A 20174-nucleotide genomic window follows, 5' to 3' on the forward strand; every position below is an offset into this window, starting at 1 on the left:
CCCCGTCAGGGCCGTCCCGCGGGCCGGCCGGGACGGACGGGAGAGCGGGCCGGGCGGGTTCAGCGTGCGAACTCGGTGGCGCGGGACTCCCGCACGACCGTGATGCGGATCTGCCCGGGGTAGGTGAGCTCCTCCTCCACCTGCTTGGCCACGTCGCGGGCGATCACCTGGGCCTGGATGTCGTCCACCCCGTCGGGCTTCACCATGACACGGACCTCCCGGCCGGCCTGCATGGCGAAGACCTTGTCGACGCCGTCGTAGGAGGTGGCGATCTCCTCCAGCCGCTCCAGCCGCTTGACGTACGCCTCCAGCGACTCGCGCCGGGCGCCCGGCCGGCCGCCGCTGATGGCGTCGGCCGCCTGGGTCAGCACCGCCTCGACGGTCTTGACCTCCACCTCGTTGTGGTGGGCCTCGATGGCGTGGACGACGTCCTCGTGCTCGCCGTACCTTCTGGCGATCTCCGCGCCGATGAGCGCGTGGCTGCCCTCGACCTCGTGGGTGAGGGCCTTGCCGATGTCGTGCAGGACGGTGCAGCGCTTGAGCAGCGTGGGGTCGAGCCGCAGCTCGGCGGCCATGATCCCGGCGATGTGGGCCGACTCGATGAGGTGGCCCAGCACGTTCTGGCCGTAGGAGGTGCGGTAGCGGAGCTGGCCGAGCAGGGTGACCAGTTCCGGGTGCATGTCGGTGAGGCCCAGCTCCACCAGGGCGTCCTCACCGGCGCGTACGCACAGCTCCCGGACCTCCGCCTTGCTGCGCTCGTACGCCTCCTCGATCCGCTGGGGGTGGATGCGCCCGTCTAGCACGAGCTTCTCCAGGGTCAGCCGGGCGGTCTCCCGGCGGACCGGGTCGAAGCACGACAGGAGGACCGCCTCGGGCGTGTCGTCGATGATGAGGTTGACCCCGGTCGTCGTCTCGAAGGCGCGGATGTTGCGGCCCTCGCGGCCGATGATGCGGCCCTTCATCTCGTCGCCCGGCAGGTGCAGGACGCTGACGACGGACTCGGCGGTCTGCTCGGTGGCCACCCGCTGAACCGCCAGGGTGACGATCTTGGTGGCGCGCTTCTCGCCCTCCTTGCGGGCGTCGCCCTCGATCTGCCGGATGATCAGGGCGGCCTCGCGCTTGGCCTGGTTCTCGATCTCCCGCACCAGCTCGGTCTTGGCCTCGTCGCCGGTGAGGCCGGCGACCCGCTCCAGGACGGCCCTGCGCTCCTCGGCGACCCGGTCCAGCTCCTCCCGGCGGGCGGCCAGCTCGGTCTCGGTCTCGGCGAGCTTGCGGGCCCGCTCGGCCTGGCGCCTCGCCTCCTCGTCCAGGCGCTGCTCCCGCTCGGCCAGCCGGTTCTCCCGGCGCTCCAGGTCGGAGCGGAGCTCCTTGATCTCGTACTTCAGGCCCCGGCTCTCCGCCTCGGCCTCCTTGCGCAACTCCGCGGCCGCCTCGACGGCCAGCTCGGACCTGCGCAGGATCTCCCCCGCGTCGTTCTCCGCCTTGGCGCGGATGTCGGCGGCCTCCCGCCGGGCGGCCTCCAGTTCGGTCTGAACCTCGGCCATCTGCGCGGGAGAAGGGCCTATCGGCCCGCCACCGGTACGGCGCAGCAACACGATCAGCGCGACTATCGTCACCACCGAAAGAACCGCGACGGCCCCGGTCAGTATGACGACCACAATCGGATCCATGCGCGCCCCGCCCTCCTCGCGTCGCGGATATCAAGCATGCGAGGGGTCACACGCACGGCACGGAGAAGTCAGGCGGTGTCGTCACCGCGGCAGGTGCCGACCGAGGGTCCGCTCCACACCGGCTGATCACGCCGGCGCATCGTCCGCCCTCATCCGCCGCATTTGTTCGCCCGTAATCAACCGTTATGACAATCCGCGCTGCGCGGAGTAACTCCTCACTGTCGTCGAGGCTAAGCGTCAAACAGGTAACGGGCAAGCAAAGGCGCACCATGAACCGGAGGGCTCGCCAAAGGGATGACCGAGGAACCCGGAACGGAGGGCTATTCGAAGGGATGATCGAGGTCGTCGGGGAAGGCCTGGCCGTCCGACTCCTCGTTCTCCAGGGCCTCGCGGACCACGCGGAACGCCAGCCCCGGGCCGTATCCCTTACGGGCGAGCATGCCCGCCAGCCTGCGGGTCCGGACGGCACGATCCAGACCCCGGGTGGCGGAGAGCTTGCGCGCCACCAGCCTGCGGGCGGTCTCCTCCTCCTGCTCGGGGTCGAGCTGTTCCACGGCCTCCTTCACCGTGTCCTCGTCGACCCCGCGGTGCCGGAGCTCCGAGGCGAGCGCCCTGCGGGCCAGCCCCCGCCCGGTGTGGCGCGAGCTCACCCAGGCGGCGGCGAACGCCTCGTCATCGATGAGCCCGACCTCGGAGAACCGTTCGAGCACCGCCTCGGCCGCCTCGTCCGGCACGTCGCGCTTGCGCAACGCCTCGGCGAGCTGCGCCCGGGTGCGCGGCCCCATGGTCAGCAACCGCAGGCAGATGGCACGCGCCACCGCCTGCGGGTCGGCGTCGGGTCCCTGGCTCGCCGGGGAACCCTCGACCGGCCCGTCCGGGAGTCGTCCGTCGGGGGCGCCCCGGGAACGCCTCCCCCCGCGCCGGCCCTCGCGCCTTCCCCCCTTCCGGGAGGGGCCCGAGGGCTCGGGCACGTCAGGCCAGGCGCCCCAGTCCCGCGGTCCGGCCTGGCCGGCCGGACCGGAGTCGGGCCCCGTCGGTCCCGTCGTCATCGGCCGGCCCCGGGTCAGACGTCACCCGGCTTGGGGGTCGCCTTGGAACCCCGGCCGGACGCGGCGGGAGCGGGAGCGGGAGCAGGAGCGGCGGGCGGGGCGGCCGGGCTGTCGAGGCGCGGGCCGATGCCGAGCTTCTCCTTGATCTTCTTCTCGATCTCGTTGGCCATGTCGGGGTGGTTCCGCAGGAAGTTGCGGGCGTTCTCCTTGCCCTGGCCGAGCTGGTCGCCCTCGTAGGTGTACCAGGCGCCGGACTTGCGGACGAAGCCGTGCTCGACACCCATGTCGATCAGACCGCCCTCGCGGGAGATGCCGACGCCGTAGAGGATGTCGAAGTCGGCCACGCGGAAGGGCGGAGCCATCTTGTTCTTGACGACCTTCACCCGGGTGCGGTTGCCGACCGCCTCCGTGCCGTCCTTGAGCGTCTCGATGCGGCGGATGTCGAGACGGACCGAGGCGTAGAACTTCAGCGCCTTTCCACCGGTCGTGGTCTCGGGCGAGCCGAACATGACGCCGATCTTCTCGCGGAGCTGGTTGATGAAGATCGCCGTGGTGCCGGTGCTGTTGAGCGCGCCGGCCACCTTGCGCAGGGCCTGGGACATCAGGCGCGCCTGGAGACCGACGTGGCTGTCGCCCATCTCGCCCTCGATCTCGGCCTTGGGCACCAGGGCCGCGACCGAGTCGATGACCAGCAGGTCGACCGCGCCGGACCGGATCAGCATGTCGGCGATCTCCAGCGCCTGCTCACCGGTGTCGGGCTGGGAGACGAGCAGCGCGTCGGTGTCGACGCCCAGCTTCTTGGCGTACTCGGGGTCGAGGGCGTGCTCGGCGTCGATGAACGCCGCGATGCCCCCGGCCTTCTGGGCATTGGCCACCGCGTGCAGGGCGACCGTGGTCTTACCCGAGGACTCGGGACCGTAGATCTCGATGATGCGGCCGCGCGGGAACCCGCCGATGCCGAGGGCGACGTCGAGCGCGATGGAGCTGGTCGGGATCACTTCGATGGGCGCCCGCGCCTCGTCGCCGAGACGCATGACGGAGCCCTTGCCGAACTGCCGCTCGATCTGGGCGAGAGCGGTCTCGAGCGCCTTCTCGCGGTCGTTAGCTGCCATGGGAGCCCCCCTGGAGGGTCACGGGATGAATCGGTTGCCAGAAAGCTACGGGGTGCGACCGACATTTTCTGGAAGAGCACGCCATCGATGGCGGCGTGTCCAATATAGCCGAACGATTGTTCGATCGAGGTTCGACGCCCCCGTCCGTCCCACGGCGCCCCGCGTCGCGGAGCGGACCGGCGCAGACCGGCGGCTCAGCGCCAGCCGGCGGCTCAGCGCAGACCGGCGGCTCAGCGCAGACCGGCGGCGACGTCGGACACCTTGCACACGGCCCGCCAGACGTCCTTGGCGGCGACGCCCTCGGCCAGCGCCTGGTTCACCGTCCTGCCGTCCAGGTCGGCGATGACGTAGTCGCGCGCCCACGACTCGGCGTAGGCGTCACCGAAGTGGAGTCTCATCCGGTTCCAGAAGTCCGACAGGCGCATGGCTCCAGTGTGACCCCTCCCCATGGTGCTCGTGACCGGACGCCCCGGAGGCGGTGCTCCGGGCGGGCGGTTCTGTCGGTGGCGGAGGGCAGTATGGATCCGTGACCGGCTCAGCGCTCGACCACTTCGGCCCGATGACCAGGGAATGGTTCGCCGGCGCCTTCGCCGCGCCCACCGCCGCCCAGGAGGGGGCGTGGGCCTCGATCGCCCGCGGGGACAACACCCTCGTCGTCGCGCCCACCGGCTCCGGCAAGACGCTGGCGGCGTTCCTGTGGTCGCTCGACCGGCTGGCCGCCGAGCGCGCGGCCGAGGCCGGCGGCGCGGACGGCGGGCCGGGCTCCGCGACCCCGCCCGGCGGGACCGCGCGGGGCGCCCGCGACTCCGGCGACCGGCGGGGCACGCGGGGCTCCGGCGGGTCCCGTGGGCGCACGCGCGAGGACGGCGAGGCCGCCCGGCGCTGCCGGGTGCTCTACGTGTCGCCGCTCAAGGCGCTGGCGGTCGACGTCGAGCGCAACCTCCGGGCGCCGCTGACCGGGCTGCGGCAGACCGCCCGGCGGCTCGGGCTGCCGGCGCCGGAGATCTCCGTGGCGATCCGGTCGGGCGACACCTCACCGGAGGAACGGCGCCGGTTCGCGGCCAGGCCCGCCGACATCCTCATCACCACCCCCGAGTCGCTGTTCCTGCTGCTGACCAGCCAGGCCCGCGAGGCGCTGCGCGGGGTGGAGACGGTCATCGTCGACGAGGTGCACGCGGTGGCGGGCACCAAGCGCGGCGCCCACCTGGCCCTCACCCTGGAGCGGCTCGACGCGCTGCTCCCCGCCCCCGCGCAGCGTGTCGGCCTGTCGGCGACCGTGCGCCCGGTGAGCGAGGTCGCCGAGTTCCTCGGCGGTCCCCGCCCGGCCGTCGTGGTGCAGCCCCCCTCGGAGAAGGAGATCGAGATCGAGGTCGTCGTCCCGGTCGAGGACATGACCGAGCTCGACTCCGCCCCGGCGCGGCCGTCCTCCGGTGACGGCGACGGACCCGGCGGAGGTCCCGGCGACGGTGCCGGCGACGACCTCGGCGACGACCGCTGGCTCACCGAGCCGCCCGCCCGGCGGTCCATCTGGCCGCACGTCGAGGAGCGGCTGTTCGACCTGATCGGCGCCCACCGCTCGACGATCGTGTTCGCCAACTCCCGGCGGCTGGCCGAGCGGCTCTGCACCCGGCTCAACGAGCTGGCCTGGGAGCGGCGGCCCGACGACACCGGCGGCACGGGGGAGACCGGCTCCCCGCCGCCCGCCCCGTCCACCGCCCCGGCGGAGATGATGGCGCAGGCGGGCGCGTCCAAGGGCGTGGTCCCGGAGATCGTCCGGGCCCACCACGGGTCGGTGTCGAAGCAGGAGCGCGCGGCGATCGAGGACGCCCTCAAGTCCGGGCGGCTGCCCGCCGTCGTCGCGACCTCCAGCCTGGAGCTCGGCATCGACATGGGCGCGGTCGACCTGGTCGCCTGCGTGGAGTCGCCGCCGAGCGTCTCCAGCGGCCTGCAGCGGATCGGCCGGGCCGGTCACCGGGTGGGGGCGGTCTCCCGCGGCGTGATCTTCCCCAAGTACCGCGGCGACCTGGTGCAGACGGCGGTGGTGGCCGAGCGGATGCGCGCCGGGGAGATCGAGGAGCTGCGCTACCCCCGCAACCCGCTCGACGTGCTCGCCCAGCAGATCGTGGCGATGACGGCGCTCGACGAGTGGACGGTGGACGACCTGGAGGCCCTGGTACGGCGGGCCGCGCCGTACCGGACGCTGCCCCGCGGCGCCCTGGAGGCGACGCTCGACATGCTCGCCGGGCGCTACCCGAGCGAGGAGTTCGCCGAGCTGCGCCCGCGGATCGTCTGGGACCGCGTCACGGGCGTCCTGCGGGGCCGGCCGGGGGCGCAGCGGCTGGCCGTGACCAACGGCGGCACGATCCCCGACCGGGGGCTGTTCGGCGTGTTCCTGGCCGGGGAGAAGTCCTCGCGGGTGGGCGAGCTGGACGAGGAGATGGTCTACGAGTCGCGGGTGGGCGACGTGTTCGTGCTGGGCGCGACGTCCTGGCGGATCGAGGACATCACGGCCGACCGGGTCCTGGTCTCCCCCGCGCCCGGCCGGCCGGGCAAGCTGCCGTTCTGGCACGGTGACAGCGCGGGGCGCCCGGCCGAGCTGGGCCGGGCGATCGGCGCCTTCCTCCGCGAGGTGTCCGCCTCGGGAGGCGGGGCGCCGGAGCGGATCCGGGCGGCCGGGTTCGACGGGTTCGCCGCGGCCAACCTCCTGTCCTACCTCGCCGAGCAGCGGGAGGCCACGGGATACGTCCCCGACGACCGGACGCTGGTGGTCGAGCGGTTCCACGACGAGCTGGGCGACTGGCGCGTCGTGCTGCACTCGCCGTACGGCGCGCGGGTGCACGCGCCGTGGGCCCTGGCGATCGGGCGGCGGCTGCGCGAGCGCTACGGCGTCGACGTCCAGGCGATCCACTCCGACGACGGGATCGTGCTGCGCATCCCGGACACGCTCTCCGACCCCCCGTCCGACGTCGCGGTCTTCGACGCCGAGGAGATCGAGCGGATCGTCACCGAGGAGCTCGGCGGCTCGGCGCTGTTCGCCGCGCGCTTCCGGGAGTGCGCGGGGCGGTCCCTGCTGCTGCCGCGCCGCACGCCCGGCAGGCGCACCCCGCTGTGGCAGCAGCGGCAGCGGGCCTCGCACCTGCTGGCCGTGGCGAGCCGCTACGCCTCGTTCCCGGTCGTGCTGGAGACGATGCGCGAGTGCCTGCAGGACGTCTTCGACGTGCCGGGCCTGGTCCGGCTCATGCGCGACATCGCGGCGCGGCGGGTGCGGCTGGTCGAGGTGGAGACCTCCCAGGCGTCGCCGTTCGCCGCGTCGCTGCTGTTCAACTATGTCGGCGCGTTCATGTACGAGGGCGACGCCCCGCTGGCCGAGCGCCGCGCCCAGGCGCTGGCGCTCGACACGACCCTGCTGGCCGAGCTGCTGGGCCAGGCCGACCTGCGCGAGCTGCTCGACCCCGACGTCATCGCCGACACCGAGCGCGAGCTGGCGCGGCTCGACCGGCCGCTGCGCGACGCCGAGGACCTCGCCGACCTGCTGCGCTCGCACGGCCCGCTGCTCGCCGAGGACGTCGGCCTGCGCGGGGGCGACCCGGCGTGGCTGGCCGGCCTGGAGGAGGCCCGGCGGGCGATCAGGGTGCGGATCGCCGGTCAGGAGCGGTGGGCGGCGATCGAGGACGCCTCCCGGCTGCGCGACGCGCTCGGCGTGCCGCTGCCGGTCGGCGTGCCGCAGGCGTTCCTGGAGCCGGTGAACGACCCGCTGGGCGATCTGGTCGCCCGGCACGCCCGCACCCGCGCCCCGTTCGCGGCGGCCACGGCCGCGGCGCGGTTCGGCCTGGGGCAGGCGGTCGTCACCGACGCGCTGCGCCGCCTGGCCGCGGCGGGCCGGGTGGTGAGCGGGGAGTTCCGGCCCGGCGGCCGGGGCGAGGAGTGGTGCGACGCCGGGGTGCTGCGGCTGCTGCGCCGCAGGTCGCTGGCCCGGCTCCGCAAGGAGGTCGAGCCGGTCTCCCCCGAGACGCTCGCGGCCTTCGCCCCCGCCTGGCACGGCGTCACCGGCGTCTCCCGGGGGAGCAGGCCGCCGATCGACGCGCTGGTGGGTGCGATCGAGCAGCTCCAGGGCGCGGCGGTGCCCGCCTCCGCGCTGGAGACGCTGGTCCTGCCCTCCCGGGTGCCGGGATACGACCCGTCGCTGCTGGACGAGCTGACCTCCTCGGGCGAGGTCGTCTGGGCCGGTCAGGGATCGCTGCCGGGCGCGGACGGCTGGGTGGCGCTGTACTTCGCCGACACCGCGCCCCTGCTGATGCCCGAGCCGCTGGAGATCACCATGACCCCGCTGCACGAGGCGGTCCTGTCCGCCCTCGGCGGCGGGGGCGCGCTGTTCTTCCGCGAACTGGGCGCCCGCGCCGGCGCGCTCCTCGCGTCCGGCCCGTCCCCGGACGACGTGGTGCTCACGGCCGCGGTGTGGGACCTCGTGTGGGCGGGCCGGATCACCGGTGACACGCTGGCGCCGCTGCGCGCCACCCTCGGCACCGGACGCCCGGCGCACCGCCCGGCCACCACCCGCAGGCGGCGGCCGGTGCTGCCCAGCCGCAGCGGCCCGCCGACCGTGAGCGGGCGCTGGTGGCTGCTGCCGGAGCCCGCGGGGGACGCCACCCAGCGGGCGCACGCCCAGGCCGAGACGCTGCTGGAGCGGCACGGCGTGGTGACCCGGGGCGCGGTGGCCGCCGAGCGGCTGCCCGGCGGGTTCGCCGCCGTCTACCAGGTCCTGCGCGCGTTCGAGGAGAGCGGCCGCTGCCGCCGGGGCTACTTCGTCGAGGGCCTGGGCGGGGCGCAGTTCGCCCTGCCGGGCGCCGTGGACCGCATGCGCGCCGCGGCGAGCCCGCTCCGGCCCGTCGAGCCGGCCCCCGACCTCTGGAGCACCCGGAAGCCCGTGGCGGACGTGCCGCGGGCGGTGGTGCTGGCCGCCGCCGACCCGGCCAACCCGTACGGCGCCGCCCTGCCGTGGCCCTCCCATCCCGGGGAGGTGTCCCACAAGCCGGGCCGCAAGGCGGGCTCCCTGGTGGTGCTCGTCGACGGGCATCTGGTGCTCTACGTCGAGCGCGGCGGCAAGACCCTGCTGTCCTTCGCCGGCGGTGAGCGGCTGCGGCCCGCCGTGGACGCCCTTGCGCTGGCGGTGCGCGACGGCGCCCTCGGGAAGCTGACCGTGGAGCGCGCGGACGGCTCGGCCGTGGGCGACTCCCCCCTGGCCGCCGCGCTGGAGGCCGCCGGGTTCCATCCGACCCCGCGCGGCCTGCGCCTGCGCGCCTGACCGGAGACCGCCGTACGGTTCCGGGAGCACCCGCGCGCGGGCCCGGCCGGGGCCGGTCAGACGATTCCGGGAACCACCCGCACGCGGATCCCGCCGGGGCCGGTCAGACGGTTCCGGAAGCCACCCGCGCGCGGGCCCGGCCGGGGCCGGTCAGACGGTTTCGGAGAAGACCTGCTCGCGGGCCTGGCCGAGGGCCGAGACCAGGGCCCCGCGCAGCACGGGGTTGCCCTCGACCCGTGAGACCACGACCCGCGGCCGGCTCGGGCAGATCCTGGCCACCGCCTCCTCGACCCTGGCCGCGAGCGTGGGGCCGCCGGCGCGGCCGACGTCGCCGCTGAGCACGACCAGGCCGGGGTCCAGCACCACCGAGACCGCCGCCACGCCGACGGCCAGCCGGCCGGCCAGCTCGACGAGGAAGTCCTCCGCGCCCTCCTCGACGGCCGCGCGGACGTGGTCGCCCAGGGACGCGGACACGTCGGAGAGAGTGACCCCGTGCGAGCCGTTCGCGGAACCCGCCGCGTCGGCGCCGCCGATCCCGGCCCCTGGGACCGGCACGGAGAGCGGTACGGAGACCGGCGCGCGGCCGGAGCCGATGCCGTGCGCGCCGGCCAGGCCGCGCACGGCGTCCCCGCCGACCAGGCGCTGGAAGGAGCCCGACTGCGGCTCGTGCACGTCGGTGGGGAGCGGCTCCCCCGGCACCGGGAGCCAGCCGATCTCGCCCGCGCCGCCGGTGAAGCCCCGGTGCAGCCGCCCTCCGAGCATGACCCCGAGTCCCTGGCCGACCCCGGCCCAGACGAGCACGAAGTCGCCCAGTCCCGCGGCGGCGCCGTGGACGTGCTCGGCCAGCGCGGCGAGGTTGACGTCGTTCTCTATCCGCACGGGGACGTCGAGGGCGTCGCGAAGTCCGGCGAGCACCCCCACGTGCCAGGACGGCAGGTCGAAGGAGAAGCGGACGTCGCCGGTGGCCGGGTCGACGACGCCGCGGGTGCCGATCACGAAGGCGCGCAGCCGGGAGCGGGTGATGCCGGCCGACGCGCAGACCTTGTCGACGGCGCCGCAGACCAGGCGGACCGGATCGTCGTGGCCGTTGGGGTCCACCGACACCTCGGCCACGGTCTCGCCGGTGATGTCGGCCACCGCCGCGCTGACCCGGCCGGGCTGGACGTCCAGCCCGGCGGCGTACGCGCACGACGGCACGAGGCCGTAGAGGGCGGCGTTGGGGCCGCGCCCGCCCGCCTGCTCGCCGACCACCGCGACGAGCCCGCGCTCCTCCAGTCGGGCCAGCAGCTGCCCCGCGGTGACCTTGGACAGGCCGGTGTGCTCTCCCAGCTCGGCCCGGGTCAGGGGTCCGCCGGCCAGCAGCAGTTCCAGCGCCGCCCGATCGTTGAGCTGGCGCAGCAGCCGGGGTGTTCCCGGGCGTCTGGGCAAGGTCCGCTCCCCCCGTCACGATCCGCTAACGGTCGTTTCTTTTAAGAAAGTTTATTGTTAGTTTAACCATGGTCAGCCCGCAGGCGACAGTCCCGCGGGCCACAGGACGCCCACTCCGCCCGGAGCGCGCTCAGGTCGCGGGGACCCGAGCCGACAGCCCGAAGAGCGTCACCCCCGTTGAAAGCCGGAAAGGGAGAACTCCAGTGAAGTTCGCGAGAATCGCCACCACGACGGCCGCCACCGCCGCCCTCGCGCTGGGCCTGGCCGCCTGCAGCGGCTCTGATTCGTCCGATGGCGCCGCCACCTCCGGGGCGTCGGCGCCGGCCGCCTCCGGCCCCAAGTTCGCCGGTCAGACGCTCACCATGTGGCGGCTCGGCGACAGCAACCCCGCCGCCCAGAAGTACATGGACGAGCTGAACGCGGCCTTCGAGAAGGAGTCCGGCGCCAAGGTCAACCTCGAGTGGATCCCCTGGCCCCAGGTGAACGACAAGTTCACCGCCGCCGCCGCGGGCGGCGCCGGCCCGGACGTCACCGAGATCGGCAACGACCAGGTGCCGCTCTGGCAGAGCCAGGAGGCGCTGTCCCCGATCACCGAGCTCGTGCAGTCCGGCGACCAGGCGGAGATCCCGAAGAACCTCCTCGGCCTGGAGACCATCGACGGCGATGTCTACGCCGTCCCGTGGGGCGCGGGCTCCCGCGCGGTGCTCTACCGCAAGGACTGGTTCAAGGATCTCGGCATCGAGGTTCCGAAGACCTGGGACGAGGTCGTCGCCGCGGCCAAGAAGATCCAGGAGAAGAAGGGCAAGGACGTCGACGGCTTCGCCTTCAACGGCGGCTCCGACGCCAACCACCTGCTCGCCGCGTTCGCCTGGTCCGAGGGCGGCGAGTACGCCGTCAAGGAGGGCGACAAGTGGGTCGGCAAGGTGACCGACCCCGCGTTCAAGGCCGGCTTCGCCACCTACACGGGCCTGGTCACCGACGGCCTGTCCAGCAAGTCGCGCCTCACCCAGAACACGGTGGACATCCGCAAGCGGTTCGCCAACGACAAGGTCGGCATGTACCTGACCGCCGGCTGGGACCTGCCGGGCATCGAAGAGGACAGCAAGGGCAAGCTGAAGGGCGACAAGCTGGGCTTCTTCCCGCTCCCCGCCAAGACCGGCGGTGAGGCCCCGTCCTTCTTCGGCGGCAACGACATCACCGTCTGGGGCAGCGCGAAGAACAAGGAACTGGCGGCCGCCTACGTCAAGATGGCCACGAACAAGGAGTGGGCCGGCCGCTACGCCTCCGAGGGCGGCCTGCTGCCGATCTACCCCGAGGCGCTGGCGAAGCTGAAGGACGACCCGGCGCAGGCCCCGTTCGCCGCCGCCTTCGCCAAGGCCAAGGCGTTCCCCGCCGACTCCAACTGGACCGAGGCCAACGAGACCAAGGCCGTGCTGCAGAACGCCGCCCGGTCGGTCATCGAGGGCAAGGCCAGCGCCGACGATGCCCTGGCCAAGGCCAACGGGGAAATCGAAGAGATCCTGAACCAGTAGCCCCATGACGAACACGTCCACGGTCGCCCGGGGCGGGGATTCCTTCCCCGCCCCTGGGCGGCGCCGTCACGCCCCGCAACGTCCCGCCAAGGCCCGCGGGCTCTCCCCCCGGGCCGTCCCCTACGTCCTGCTCGCGCCCGGCCTGCTGGTGATCGCCGGGCTGCTGCTCTATCCGCTGGGGCAGATGATCTTCATCTCCTTCCAGAAGGTGGGAATCCCCCAGATCAACGGGAAGAAGCCGGCGACCTGGGAGGGCTGGGACAACTACACCAGGGTCCTCGACAACGAGATCTTCTGGTCCTCTCTCCGCAACACCCTCGTGTTCGCGGCCATCACGGTGACCCTGACGCTGGTCCTCGGGACCGCGGTCGGCACCCTGCTCAACCGGCTGGGCAAGAAGATGTCCACCTTCGTGGTCATCGGCATCATGTCGGCCTGGGCCGTACCTCCGGTCGCCCAGGGCGTCATCTGGCGATGGCTCTTCGACGCCGACGCCGGAATGATCAACTGGGCGCTGAACCTGCTGCCCGACGGGCTGTCGGAACTGCTGTTCGGGCGGTCCGACTGGACCGGCGAGCCGTGGCTGAACGACGCGTTCACCATCTACCTGGTGCTGATCGTCTGCGTGCTCTGGTCGTCGTTCCCGTTCGTCGCGGTGTCGGTGCTCGCCGGTCTCAGGGGCATCCCCGCGGAGCTCTACGAGGCGGCCCGGGTCGACGGCGCCACCCCCTGGCGGATCTTCCGGAAGATCACCTTCCCGCTGCTCAAGCCGGTCTTCTCGGTGCTGACGATCCTGTCCATCATCTGGGACTTCAAGGTCTTCAGCCAGCTGTACGTGCTGATGGGCGGGCCGAACAACCGCGAGGCGTTCAACCTGTCGCTCTTCTCCTTCGCCGAGGCGTTCCGCAGCCCGCCGAAGATGGGCGTCGGAGCGGCGATCGCGGTGATCCTGACGCTGATCCTGCTCGTCGTCACCGCCGTCTACATCAGGCAGATCGTCAAGACGGAGGACCTGCGATGACCCCGTTCGCCCGCAAGCGCCTGACGAGGATCGCGCTGAACGCGGCCGGCCTGCTGGTCTTCCTGTTCGCGGTGTTCCCCGTCTACTGGATGGTCTCGACCTCCTTCAAGGCCAACGACCAGATCTTCACCACCGACTTCATCCCGTTCCCCACCCACTTCACCGTCGAGCACGTGGACCGGGTGCTCAGCGAGGGCGTGGCCGGCAACTCCATCTGGCTCTACATGCGCAACAGCGCGATCGTCGCCCTGGGCACGGTCCTCATCGGCGCCGCGCTCGCGCTGCTGGCGGCCACCGCCATCGCCCGCTTCACGTTCCGGGGCCGTACGAGCTTCCTGATCCTCCTGCTCATCGTGCAGATGATCCCGGCGGAGGCCCTGCTCATCCCGCTCTTCCTCAACGTCAAGCGGCTCGGCCTGTACGACCAGCTGCTGGGCCTGATCGTCATCAACGTCGGCCTGACGCTGCCGTTCGGCATCTGGATGCTGCGCACGTTCGTCGCCGCGGTGCCCAGGTCGCTGGAGGAGGCCGCCTGGATCGACGGCGCCAGCCGGATGACGACCTTCTGGCGGGTGCTGTTCCCGCTGGTGGCCCCCGGCCTGGTGGCGACGAGCATCTTCTCGTTCATCACCGCGTGGAACGAGCTGATCTTCGCGCTCATCCTGATGTCGGACTCCTCGGGCTACACGATGCCCGTCGCGCTGCAGTTCTTCTTCGGTCAGCGCGGCACCGACTGGGGCGCCATCATGGCCGGCTCCACGATGATGACGATCCCCGTCGTCGCCTTCTTCCTCGTGGTGCAGCGGCGGATGGTCTCCGGCCTCGTCGCGGGCGCCGTCAAGGGCTGACCCCGGCGCCGGTACGGTCCCGCGCCCACGCGGTGCGGGCCGTACGGCACGCCATCGGCGACGACGGCGACACCGGCGGCCGGGCCCGCGCGGCCCCGCCGCCCCCATCCCCTCCACCGGGCCACCTCTCCCGGCAACTTTCCAGGTAAGGAGCGTTCCAGCGCCATGTCCGAGTTCACCGCGAGTCCCGGCGACCGCGGCCTTCACCGCCTCGCGGCCGGCACGCTGCTCGCCGCCTTCCAGGGTGTCACCGCCCCAGAGTGGGTCGTGCGGGAGCTGGAGGCCGGCCTCGGCGGCGTCACCCTCTTCGGCTTCAACGTCGCCGGCCCCGACCGGCTGGCGGCCCTCACCGCGCGGCTGCACGAGGCGGGCGAGCCGGTCGTCTCGCTGGACGAGGAGGGCGGCGACGTCACCCGCCTCGACTACCACGTGGGCAGTCCCTACCCCGGCAACGCCGCCCTGGGCGCCGTCGACGACGTCGAGCTGACCCGGCGCGTGCACCGGGCGATCGGCGACGACCTGGCCCGTTGCGGGATCAACCTCGACATGGCCCCGTCCGCGGACGTCAACAGCGCCGACGACAACCCGGTGATCGGCACCCGCTCGTTCGGATCGGACCCCGCCCTGGTGGCCCGGCACACCGTCGCCGCGGTGCGGGGCCTGCAGTCGGCCGGGGTGGCCGCCTGCGTCAAGCACTTCCCCGGCCACGGCGCCACCCTCCAGGACTCCCATCTGGAGGTGCCGCTCGTGAACGCCTCGCCGGAGCTGCTGCGCGTGCGTGAGCTGGTGCCCTTCCGCGCCGCGATCGAGGCCGGGACCAAATCGATCATGACCGCGCACGTCCGCGTCCCGGCGCTGACCGGGACGCTCCCCGCCACGCTGTCACCGGCCGCCCTGACCGGGCTGCTCCGCGGCGAGCTGGGCTACGACGGGGTGGTCATCTCCGACGCCCTCGACATGCGGGCGGTCACCGACGCCTACGGCCTGGTGGGCGGCTCGGTGCTCTCCCTGGCCGCCGGAGCCGACCTGCTCTGCCTCGGGCCGCTGCCGACGGAGGAGGACGTCCGCCGGATCATCGCCGGGATCGTCGCCGCGGTGCGGGACGGCCGCCTGCCCGGGGAACGTCTGGAGGAGGCGGCCGAGCGGGTGACGCGGCTGCGCGCCTGGTTCGCCGCGTCCCGGTCGGACGCGGCGGCGGCGGGCGCGGCGGGCATGGACGGGGAGCGGGTGGTCGGCCTGACCGCGGCCCGCCGGGCGGTCAGCCTCACCGGGACCACGGCCCCGCTCGTCGATCCGCTGGTGGTGGAGATGGAGACCCCGCCGACCATCGCGGTGGGGGACGTGCCGTGGGGGTTCACCCCGTTGCTGCCCCGGGCGGAGATCGTACGGGTCCGGCCGGAGGACGCCGACGTGCCGGGCCTGCTGGCGCGCGCCGCGGGCCGCTCCCTGGTCGTGGTGGTCAAGGACGCCCACCGCCACGCCGTCGGCCGTTCGGTGATCTCGGAGCTGCTGGCCGCCCGCCCCGACGCGACGGTGGTGGAGATGGGCCTGCCGGTCTGGCGGCCCGAGGGCGTGACCTACCTCGCCACGTACGGCGCCGGCCGGGCCAACGCCCAGGCCGCCGCCGAACTGCTCGGCGTCTGACGGTCCCGTCCGACCGGTTCGCCCCTGTCCGACCGGCCCGGCCGAGCCGGTCGGACGGGGATGGGCGGGAGCGGCGCGGCCGTACGGGCGGGCCGGTCGTACGGGGCCGGGCGGGAACGGCGCGGCCGTACGGATGCCCGGGCGGCGCGGACGGCTCAGGACGCGAAGAGTTCCTCGCGCGCCTGCTCCAGCGCCGCCAGCACGGCGCCGCGCAGCACCGGGTCGCCCTCGACCTCACCGGACACCACCCGGGGACGCACCGGGCACATCCGGGCCACGGCCTCCTCGATCCTGAAGGTCAGCTCACCGCCGCCCGCCCGGCTGACCTCGCCGGCGAGCACCACGAGCCCGGGGTCCAGCACCACGCACACCGACGCCACGCCCAGCGCCAGCCGCCGGGCGATCTCGTCCAGCAGCGGCCGGCCGCGCTCCCCCGCCTCGACGGCCGCCGCCACGCACTCGGCCGCGCCGCGCCCGGCGAAGCCGTACGTCCGGGCCAGTTCGGTCACCGCCTCGTCGGTGACCAGCGACTGAAGCCCTCCGGCGAGGGACGGCATGCGCCCGGGGACCTCCCGCACGTCCTCGGCGAGCGGCACACCCGGCACCGGCAGGTAACCGATCTCCCCGGCGCTGCCGGAACGGCCGCGGTGCAGCCGGCCGCCGAGGACGACGCCGAGGCCGATGCCGCGGTCCACCCAGAGCAGCACGAAGTCGTCGGCCCGCCGCGCCGCGCCCAGGGCGCGCTCGGCGACGGCCACCAGGTTCACGTCGTTCTCTATCCTGACGTCGCGGCGCAGGTCGCGGGCGAGCCGCTCGTGGATGCCCTCGCGCCAGCCCGGCAGGTCGAAGGAGAACCGGATGTCCCCGGTGCGGGGATCGACGACGCCGGGAGTGCCGATCACGACCGCCCGCAGCCTGGCCAGGGCGACCTTGGCGGACCGGCACGCCTTGACGATCGCGTTGTGCACGAGGGCGACCGGGTCGTCGTGCCCGTCCGGGGCGACGGTCACCTCGGCCACGATATCGCCGCTGATATCGGCGACGGCGGTGGTGACGAATTCCGGCCCGACGGCCAGGCCCGCGACATAGGCGGAAGACGGAATAACCCCATAAAGGGCGGCATTCGGCCCTCTTCCTCCCGCCTGCTCCCCGGTCACCTCGACCAGGCCGCGCTCTTCGAGCCGGGCCAGCGTCTGGGACGCCGTCACCTTGGAAAGCCCGGTCAGCTCACCGATCTGCCCCCGGGTCAGGGGACCGGAGTCGAGCAGGAGCTCCAGGGCGGCCCGGTCGTTGATCTCCCGCAGAAGCCTGGGAACGCCAGGACGTCGCTCCATACGCATGCTCTCTTGTCCGCCGTTTCCCCGTCGCTTTTTGCATTCAGGCGAGAAGCGTTCGCATTAGTCAATAAAGGTTCCTGACAGCTTAGCCGCGCGGGGACCGCCACGGGTTCCCGCCGTACCTCCGCTGGTTTCCGCCGGGGCGCCCCTCCCCCACGACGCTCCAGGCGCGGTCCGTCACGGAGGGTCACGGGCGCCCTCACCGGACGAGCCGGGCGCCGGCCGCAGAGGCGACATGTTCGGCTCTTCCGATCCCTGGCGCCTAAGCAGTCAATAGCAGGCGGGATAATCGACTACATGCGCCTATCTGCTCGTGTCGACTATGCCCTTCGTGCCGCCGCCGAACTCGCCGCCGCCGGTGACGGACCGACCACGGTGGGCGAGCTGGCCAAGGAGCAGGACATGCCGCCGAAGTATCTGGAGAACATCCTGCTGCAGATGCGCCGGGCCGGCCTGGTCCGCGGCCAGCGCGGCCCCGAGGGCGGCTACGTGCTGGCCCGCCCGGCGCGGGAGATCACCCTGGCCGACGTGATCCGCGCGGTGGACGGCCCGCTGGCCAACGTCCGGGGCGAGCGGCCCGAGCACGTCGGCTACCGCGGCCCCGCCGAGTCGCTGCAGAAGGTCTGGATCGCGCTGCGCGCCAGCGAGCGGGCCATCCTGGAGGAGGTCACGCTCGACAGCGTGGCCACCGGCATGCTCCCCGAGCGCGTCATGACCCTCGCCGCCGACCCCTCCGCCTGGGACTGAGCCGGCCCCATGCCCGAGGGCGACGTCGTCTACCGCACCGCGAGGCGGCTGGGCCGGGCGCTCGACGGCCGGGTCCTGGTCAGGTCCGACTTCCGCGTCCCGCGGTACGCCACCGCCGATCTGACCGGCAGGCGGGTCCTTGAGACCGTCTCGCGCGGCAAGCACCTGCTCACCCGGGTGGAGGGGGACCTCACCGTCCACACCCACCTGCGGATGGAGGGGAGCTGGCAGATATCGCCCGCCGGACGGCGCGTCCCCCCGGGTGACGTGGTCCGCCTCGTGCTGGCGAACACCGAGTGGCAGGCGGCGGGGGTACGGCTCGGCATGGTGGACCTGGTGGCGACCGCCGAGGAGCATCGGCTGGTCGGGCATCTGGGCCCCGACCCGCTGGGGCCCGACTGGGATGTGGCGGAGGCCGCGCGGCGGCTCGCGCGCGATCCCCGGGCGACCATCGGCGAGGCGCTGCTCGACCAGCGCAACCTCGCGGGGGTCGGCACCGTCTACCGGGCCGAGACGCTCTTCCTCGCGGGGGTCTCGCCGTGGCGGCCGGTGGGTGAGATCGAAGATGTGGAGGGGATCGCCGCGCTCGCGCGGCGGCTGCTGCACGCCAACCGAGACCGGGCGACCAGGGCGACGACGGGCGACCCACGCCCGGGACGGGACATGTGGGTGTACGGCAGGGCAGGAAGGTCATGCCTGCGCTGCGGGCATCGGATCAGTCGTGGCGAGATGGGGGCACAGCCGCAGGAACGGCTGATCTTCTGGTGCCGTCACTGCCAGCCGGGAGGACCGACCGGCTAGGCGGCGACCATGTCGTTGACCTCGGGGAAAACATCCTCGGAAAGAGACCCGGGCACGGTCTCGGCGATCGGCAGGCGCTCCCGCTCGGGAACGTCGCCGGCGAGCACCGGGGCGTGCTGGAGCTCGGCCAGGGCGAACTGGTCGGAGACCTCGCGGAGCACCTGCGACAGCGGCACACCGAGGGCGCCGCAGATCGACGCGAGCAGCTCCGAGGACGCCTCCTTCTGGCCACGCTCCACCTCGGAGAGATATCCGAGGGAGACACGGGCCAACGTGGAAACCTCACGCAGGGTGCGACTCTGCCGCACCCGCAGTCGCCGCAGCACGTCACCGAGCAGCTGACGCAGCAGGACCATCTGTCGCTCCCTCCCCAGCGCGGGAGTCTGGGCGACCCCCCGCGCGATCGGTTCGTGCCGCCCGTTCGTGCGCGACCCTTGGTACATACTCCTCGCCGTCATCATCGCTTGACCTTTACATCACTCACAGTTCCACCGTACCCGCATCCACCGATGCGACGGCAGACCACGGTGAGCATGTTCGCTGGGGACGTAACGCGGTAATCACCCGGAATGTTCCCTCACGCTCGTCTCCAGAACTCTCCGCAGAAGGTCCACTGCCTCGATCACCGTCGACCGCCGGATCTCGTCACGCGTTCCGGCGAGGTTCAGATCTTCCTGCCATACCCGCCCATCCGAACCGCTAACGGCCAAATGCACGGTACCGACCGGTTTTCCGTCCTGCGGGTCGGGTCCGGCCACCCCGGTCGAGGCCAGGCCGTAGGAGGCGCCGGTGAGCCGGCGGACGCCGTCCGCCATGGCCGCGGCGACGTCCGGGTGGACCGCCCCCTCCCGCGCCAGCAGGTCGGCGGGGACGCCCAGGAGACGGTGTTTGAGCTCGGTGGCGTAGGAGATGACGCCGCCGGCGAAGGCGGCCGACGCGCCGGCCGGGACGGTGAGGGCCGCACCGATCATCCCCGCGGTCAGCGACTCGGCCACCGCCACCGTCTCCCCCCGGCGGACGAGCAGGGACAGCACCTCGGCGGCGGGCGGGACGCGGCCCATCAGGCCTCCCTCGCCTGCTTCGCCACCTGCCGCAGCTTCACCGCGCGGACGACGTAGTCGACCCCCGTCGCCACGGTCACCACGACCGCGGCGCCCATCACGACCCAGCGGAGCACATCCGGCATGCCCGGCCACATGTAGAGGGCGATCGCGGCGATCTGCAGGACGGTCTTCACCTTCCCGCCGTAGCTGGCCGGGATGACCCCGTGCCGGATCACCGCGAACCGCAGGAGGGTCACGCCCAGCTCCCGGCCGAGGATCACGACGGTGACCCACCACGGAAGCTCGCCCAGGACCGACAGGCTGATCAGCGCGGCGCCGGTCAGCGCCTTGTCCGCGATCGGATCGGCGATCTTCCCGAAGTCGGTGACCAGACCGTAGCGGCGGGCCAGCTCGCCGTCCAGCAGGTCGGTGAGCGAGGCCACCAGGAAGATCACCAGCGCGGTGATCCGCCAGCCGTCCCCCTCCAGGAAGAGGCACACCACGAAGAACGGGACCATCGCCAGACGGAGCACCGTGACGACGTTGGCGATGTTCCAGGCGCTCGGCCTGGGACCCATGGACGCCGAGGTCGATCCGGTGCCGGTCTCTGGCGTGTTGGTCATACGCTCTCCCGGCCGGG

General features: G+C 73.0%; 16 protein-coding genes. 7 read left to right on the forward strand and 9 right to left on the reverse strand.

Going from position 1 to position 20174, the window contains the following annotated elements:
- Positions 1–59: 59 nt before the first annotated feature.
- From rny to HDA43_RS06760, 4 genes are all read right to left on the reverse strand, one after another.
- On the reverse strand, positions 60–1670 hold the full coding sequence (gene rny, locus HDA43_RS06745) for a ribonuclease Y (RefSeq protein WP_179818842.1): 1611 nt from the start codon (positions 1668–1670) through the stop codon (positions 60–62).
- 320 nt (positions 1671–1990) lie between these two features.
- Positions 1991–2719, reverse strand: a complete 729-nt coding sequence (recX, locus tag HDA43_RS06750) for a recombination regulator RecX (RefSeq protein WP_218911631.1) — start codon at positions 2717–2719, stop codon at positions 1991–1993.
- A gap of 14 nt (positions 2720–2733) precedes the next feature.
- Positions 2734–3831 (reverse strand): recombinase RecA, encoded by a 1098-nt coding sequence (gene recA / locus HDA43_RS06755; protein WP_179818843.1) that lies wholly within the window; start codon positions 3829–3831, stop codon positions 2734–2736.
- 230 nt (positions 3832–4061) lie between these two features.
- Positions 4062–4256 carry a DUF3046 domain-containing protein gene (locus HDA43_RS06760; protein ID WP_179818844.1) on the reverse strand — a complete coding sequence of 65 codons (195 nt, stop codon included), beginning with the start codon at positions 4254–4256 and terminating at the stop codon, positions 4062–4064.
- Positions 4257–4390: 134 nt separating this feature from the next.
- Between HDA43_RS06760 and HDA43_RS06765 the strand changes: the two genes are divergently transcribed.
- The gene (locus HDA43_RS06765; protein ID WP_179822895.1) at positions 4391–9133 is read left to right on the forward strand and encodes an ATP-dependent helicase; all 4743 of its coding nucleotides are present in this window, start codon (positions 4391–4393) and stop codon (positions 9131–9133) included.
- Positions 9134–9283: 150 nt separating this feature from the next.
- Here the strand turns inward: HDA43_RS06765 and HDA43_RS06770 are convergent, their stop codons facing one another.
- A complete protein-coding gene (locus HDA43_RS06770; RefSeq protein WP_179818845.1) occupies positions 9284–10561 on the reverse strand; it encodes an ROK family transcriptional regulator in 1278 nt (425 codons plus the stop codon).
- A gap of 203 nt (positions 10562–10764) precedes the next feature.
- On the opposite strand from HDA43_RS06770, the gene HDA43_RS06775 reads away from it, so the two are divergent.
- From HDA43_RS06775 to HDA43_RS06790, 4 genes are all read left to right on the forward strand, one after another.
- Complete coding sequence (locus tag HDA43_RS06775) at positions 10765–12093, forward strand: extracellular solute-binding protein (protein ID WP_179818846.1); 1329 nt, start codon at positions 10765–10767, stop codon at positions 12091–12093.
- 4 nt (positions 12094–12097) lie between these two features.
- A complete protein-coding gene (locus HDA43_RS06780; RefSeq protein ID WP_179818847.1) occupies positions 12098–13114 on the forward strand; it encodes a carbohydrate ABC transporter permease in 1017 nt (338 codons plus the stop codon).
- Positions 13111–13962 carry a carbohydrate ABC transporter permease gene (locus HDA43_RS06785; RefSeq protein WP_179818848.1) on the forward strand — a complete coding sequence of 284 codons (852 nt, stop codon included), beginning with the start codon at positions 13111–13113 and terminating at the stop codon, positions 13960–13962. The genes HDA43_RS06780 and HDA43_RS06785 overlap by 4 nt, the downstream gene beginning before the upstream one ends.
- A gap of 165 nt (positions 13963–14127) precedes the next feature.
- Complete coding sequence (locus HDA43_RS06790) at positions 14128–15606, forward strand: glycoside hydrolase family 3 protein (protein WP_179818849.1); 1479 nt, start codon at positions 14128–14130, stop codon at positions 15604–15606.
- Between the two features lie 155 nt (positions 15607–15761).
- Here HDA43_RS06790 and HDA43_RS06795 read toward each other — a convergent pair whose 3' ends face one another.
- Positions 15762–16940 (reverse strand): ROK family transcriptional regulator, encoded by a 1179-nt coding sequence (locus HDA43_RS06795; RefSeq protein WP_179818850.1) that lies wholly within the window; start codon positions 16938–16940, stop codon positions 15762–15764.
- 300 nt (positions 16941–17240) lie between these two features.
- On the opposite strand from HDA43_RS06795, the gene HDA43_RS06800 reads away from it, so the two are divergent.
- Together HDA43_RS06800 and HDA43_RS06805 are read left to right on the forward strand one after the other, a co-directional pair.
- On the forward strand, positions 17241–17690 hold the full coding sequence (locus tag HDA43_RS06800) for an RrF2 family transcriptional regulator (protein WP_179818851.1): 450 nt from the start codon (positions 17241–17243) through the stop codon (positions 17688–17690).
- A gap of 9 nt (positions 17691–17699) precedes the next feature.
- The gene (locus HDA43_RS06805) at positions 17700–18491 is read left to right on the forward strand and encodes an Fpg/Nei family DNA glycosylase (RefSeq protein ID WP_179818852.1); all 792 of its coding nucleotides are present in this window, start codon (positions 17700–17702) and stop codon (positions 18489–18491) included.
- On the opposite strand, the gene HDA43_RS06810 is transcribed toward HDA43_RS06805, so the two are convergent.
- From HDA43_RS06810 to pgsA, 3 genes are all read right to left on the reverse strand, one after another.
- Positions 18488–18847, reverse strand: a complete 360-nt coding sequence (locus HDA43_RS06810) for a helix-turn-helix domain-containing protein (RefSeq protein ID WP_179818853.1) — start codon at positions 18845–18847, stop codon at positions 18488–18490. The genes HDA43_RS06805 and HDA43_RS06810 overlap by 4 nt on opposite strands.
- Before the next feature lie 204 nt (positions 18848–19051).
- Positions 19052–19552, reverse strand: a complete 501-nt coding sequence (locus tag HDA43_RS06815; RefSeq protein WP_179818854.1) for a CinA family protein — start codon at positions 19550–19552, stop codon at positions 19052–19054.
- The gene (gene pgsA / locus HDA43_RS06820; RefSeq protein ID WP_179818855.1) at positions 19552–20157 is read right to left on the reverse strand and encodes a CDP-diacylglycerol--glycerol-3-phosphate 3-phosphatidyltransferase; all 606 of its coding nucleotides are present in this window, start codon (positions 20155–20157) and stop codon (positions 19552–19554) included. Before pgsA ends, HDA43_RS06815 begins: the two co-directional genes overlap by 1 nt.
- Positions 20158–20174 lie beyond the last annotated feature (17 nt).

The sequence above is a fragment of the Streptosporangium sandarakinum genome (assembly GCF_013409935.1).
Taxonomy (GTDB): Bacteria; Actinomycetota; Actinomycetes; order Streptosporangiales; family Streptosporangiaceae; genus Streptosporangium; species Streptosporangium nondiastaticum.

Bases quoted from the DNA above. Each gene is read 5' to 3' on its own strand.
- HDA43_RS06790 (WP_179818849.1), top strand. From the start codon at position 14,128: ATGTCCGAGTTCACCGCGAGTCCCGGCGACCGCGGCCTTCACCGCCTC.
- pgsA (WP_179818855.1), bottom strand. From the start codon at position 20,157: ATGACCAACACGCCAGAGACCGGCACCGGATCGACCTCGGCGTCCATG.
- HDA43_RS06805 (WP_179818852.1), top strand. From the start codon at position 17,700: ATGCCCGAGGGCGACGTCGTCTACCGCACCGCGAGGCGGCTGGGCCGG.
- HDA43_RS06800 (WP_179818851.1), top strand. From the start codon at position 17,241: ATGCGCCTATCTGCTCGTGTCGACTATGCCCTTCGTGCCGCCGCCGAA.
- recX (WP_218911631.1), bottom strand. From the start codon at position 2,719: ATGACGACGGGACCGACGGGGCCCGACTCCGGTCCGGCCGGCCAGGCC.
- recA (WP_179818843.1), bottom strand. From the start codon at position 3,831: ATGGCAGCTAACGACCGCGAGAAGGCGCTCGAGACCGCTCTCGCCCAG.
- HDA43_RS06765 (WP_179822895.1), top strand. From the start codon at position 4,391: ATGACCAGGGAATGGTTCGCCGGCGCCTTCGCCGCGCCCACCGCCGCC.
- HDA43_RS06815 (WP_179818854.1), bottom strand. From the start codon at position 19,552: ATGGGCCGCGTCCCGCCCGCCGCCGAGGTGCTGTCCCTGCTCGTCCGC.
- HDA43_RS06795 (WP_179818850.1), bottom strand. From the start codon at position 16,940: ATGGAGCGACGTCCTGGCGTTCCCAGGCTTCTGCGGGAGATCAACGAC.
- HDA43_RS06785 (WP_179818848.1), top strand. From the start codon at position 13,111: ATGACCCCGTTCGCCCGCAAGCGCCTGACGAGGATCGCGCTGAACGCG.
- HDA43_RS06810 (WP_179818853.1), bottom strand. From the start codon at position 18,847: ATGGTCCTGCTGCGTCAGCTGCTCGGTGACGTGCTGCGGCGACTGCGG.
- rny (WP_179818842.1), bottom strand. From the start codon at position 1,670: ATGGATCCGATTGTGGTCGTCATACTGACCGGGGCCGTCGCGGTTCTT.
- HDA43_RS06780 (WP_179818847.1), top strand. From the start codon at position 12,098: ATGACGAACACGTCCACGGTCGCCCGGGGCGGGGATTCCTTCCCCGCC.
- HDA43_RS06760 (WP_179818844.1), bottom strand. From the start codon at position 4,256: ATGCGCCTGTCGGACTTCTGGAACCGGATGAGACTCCACTTCGGTGAC.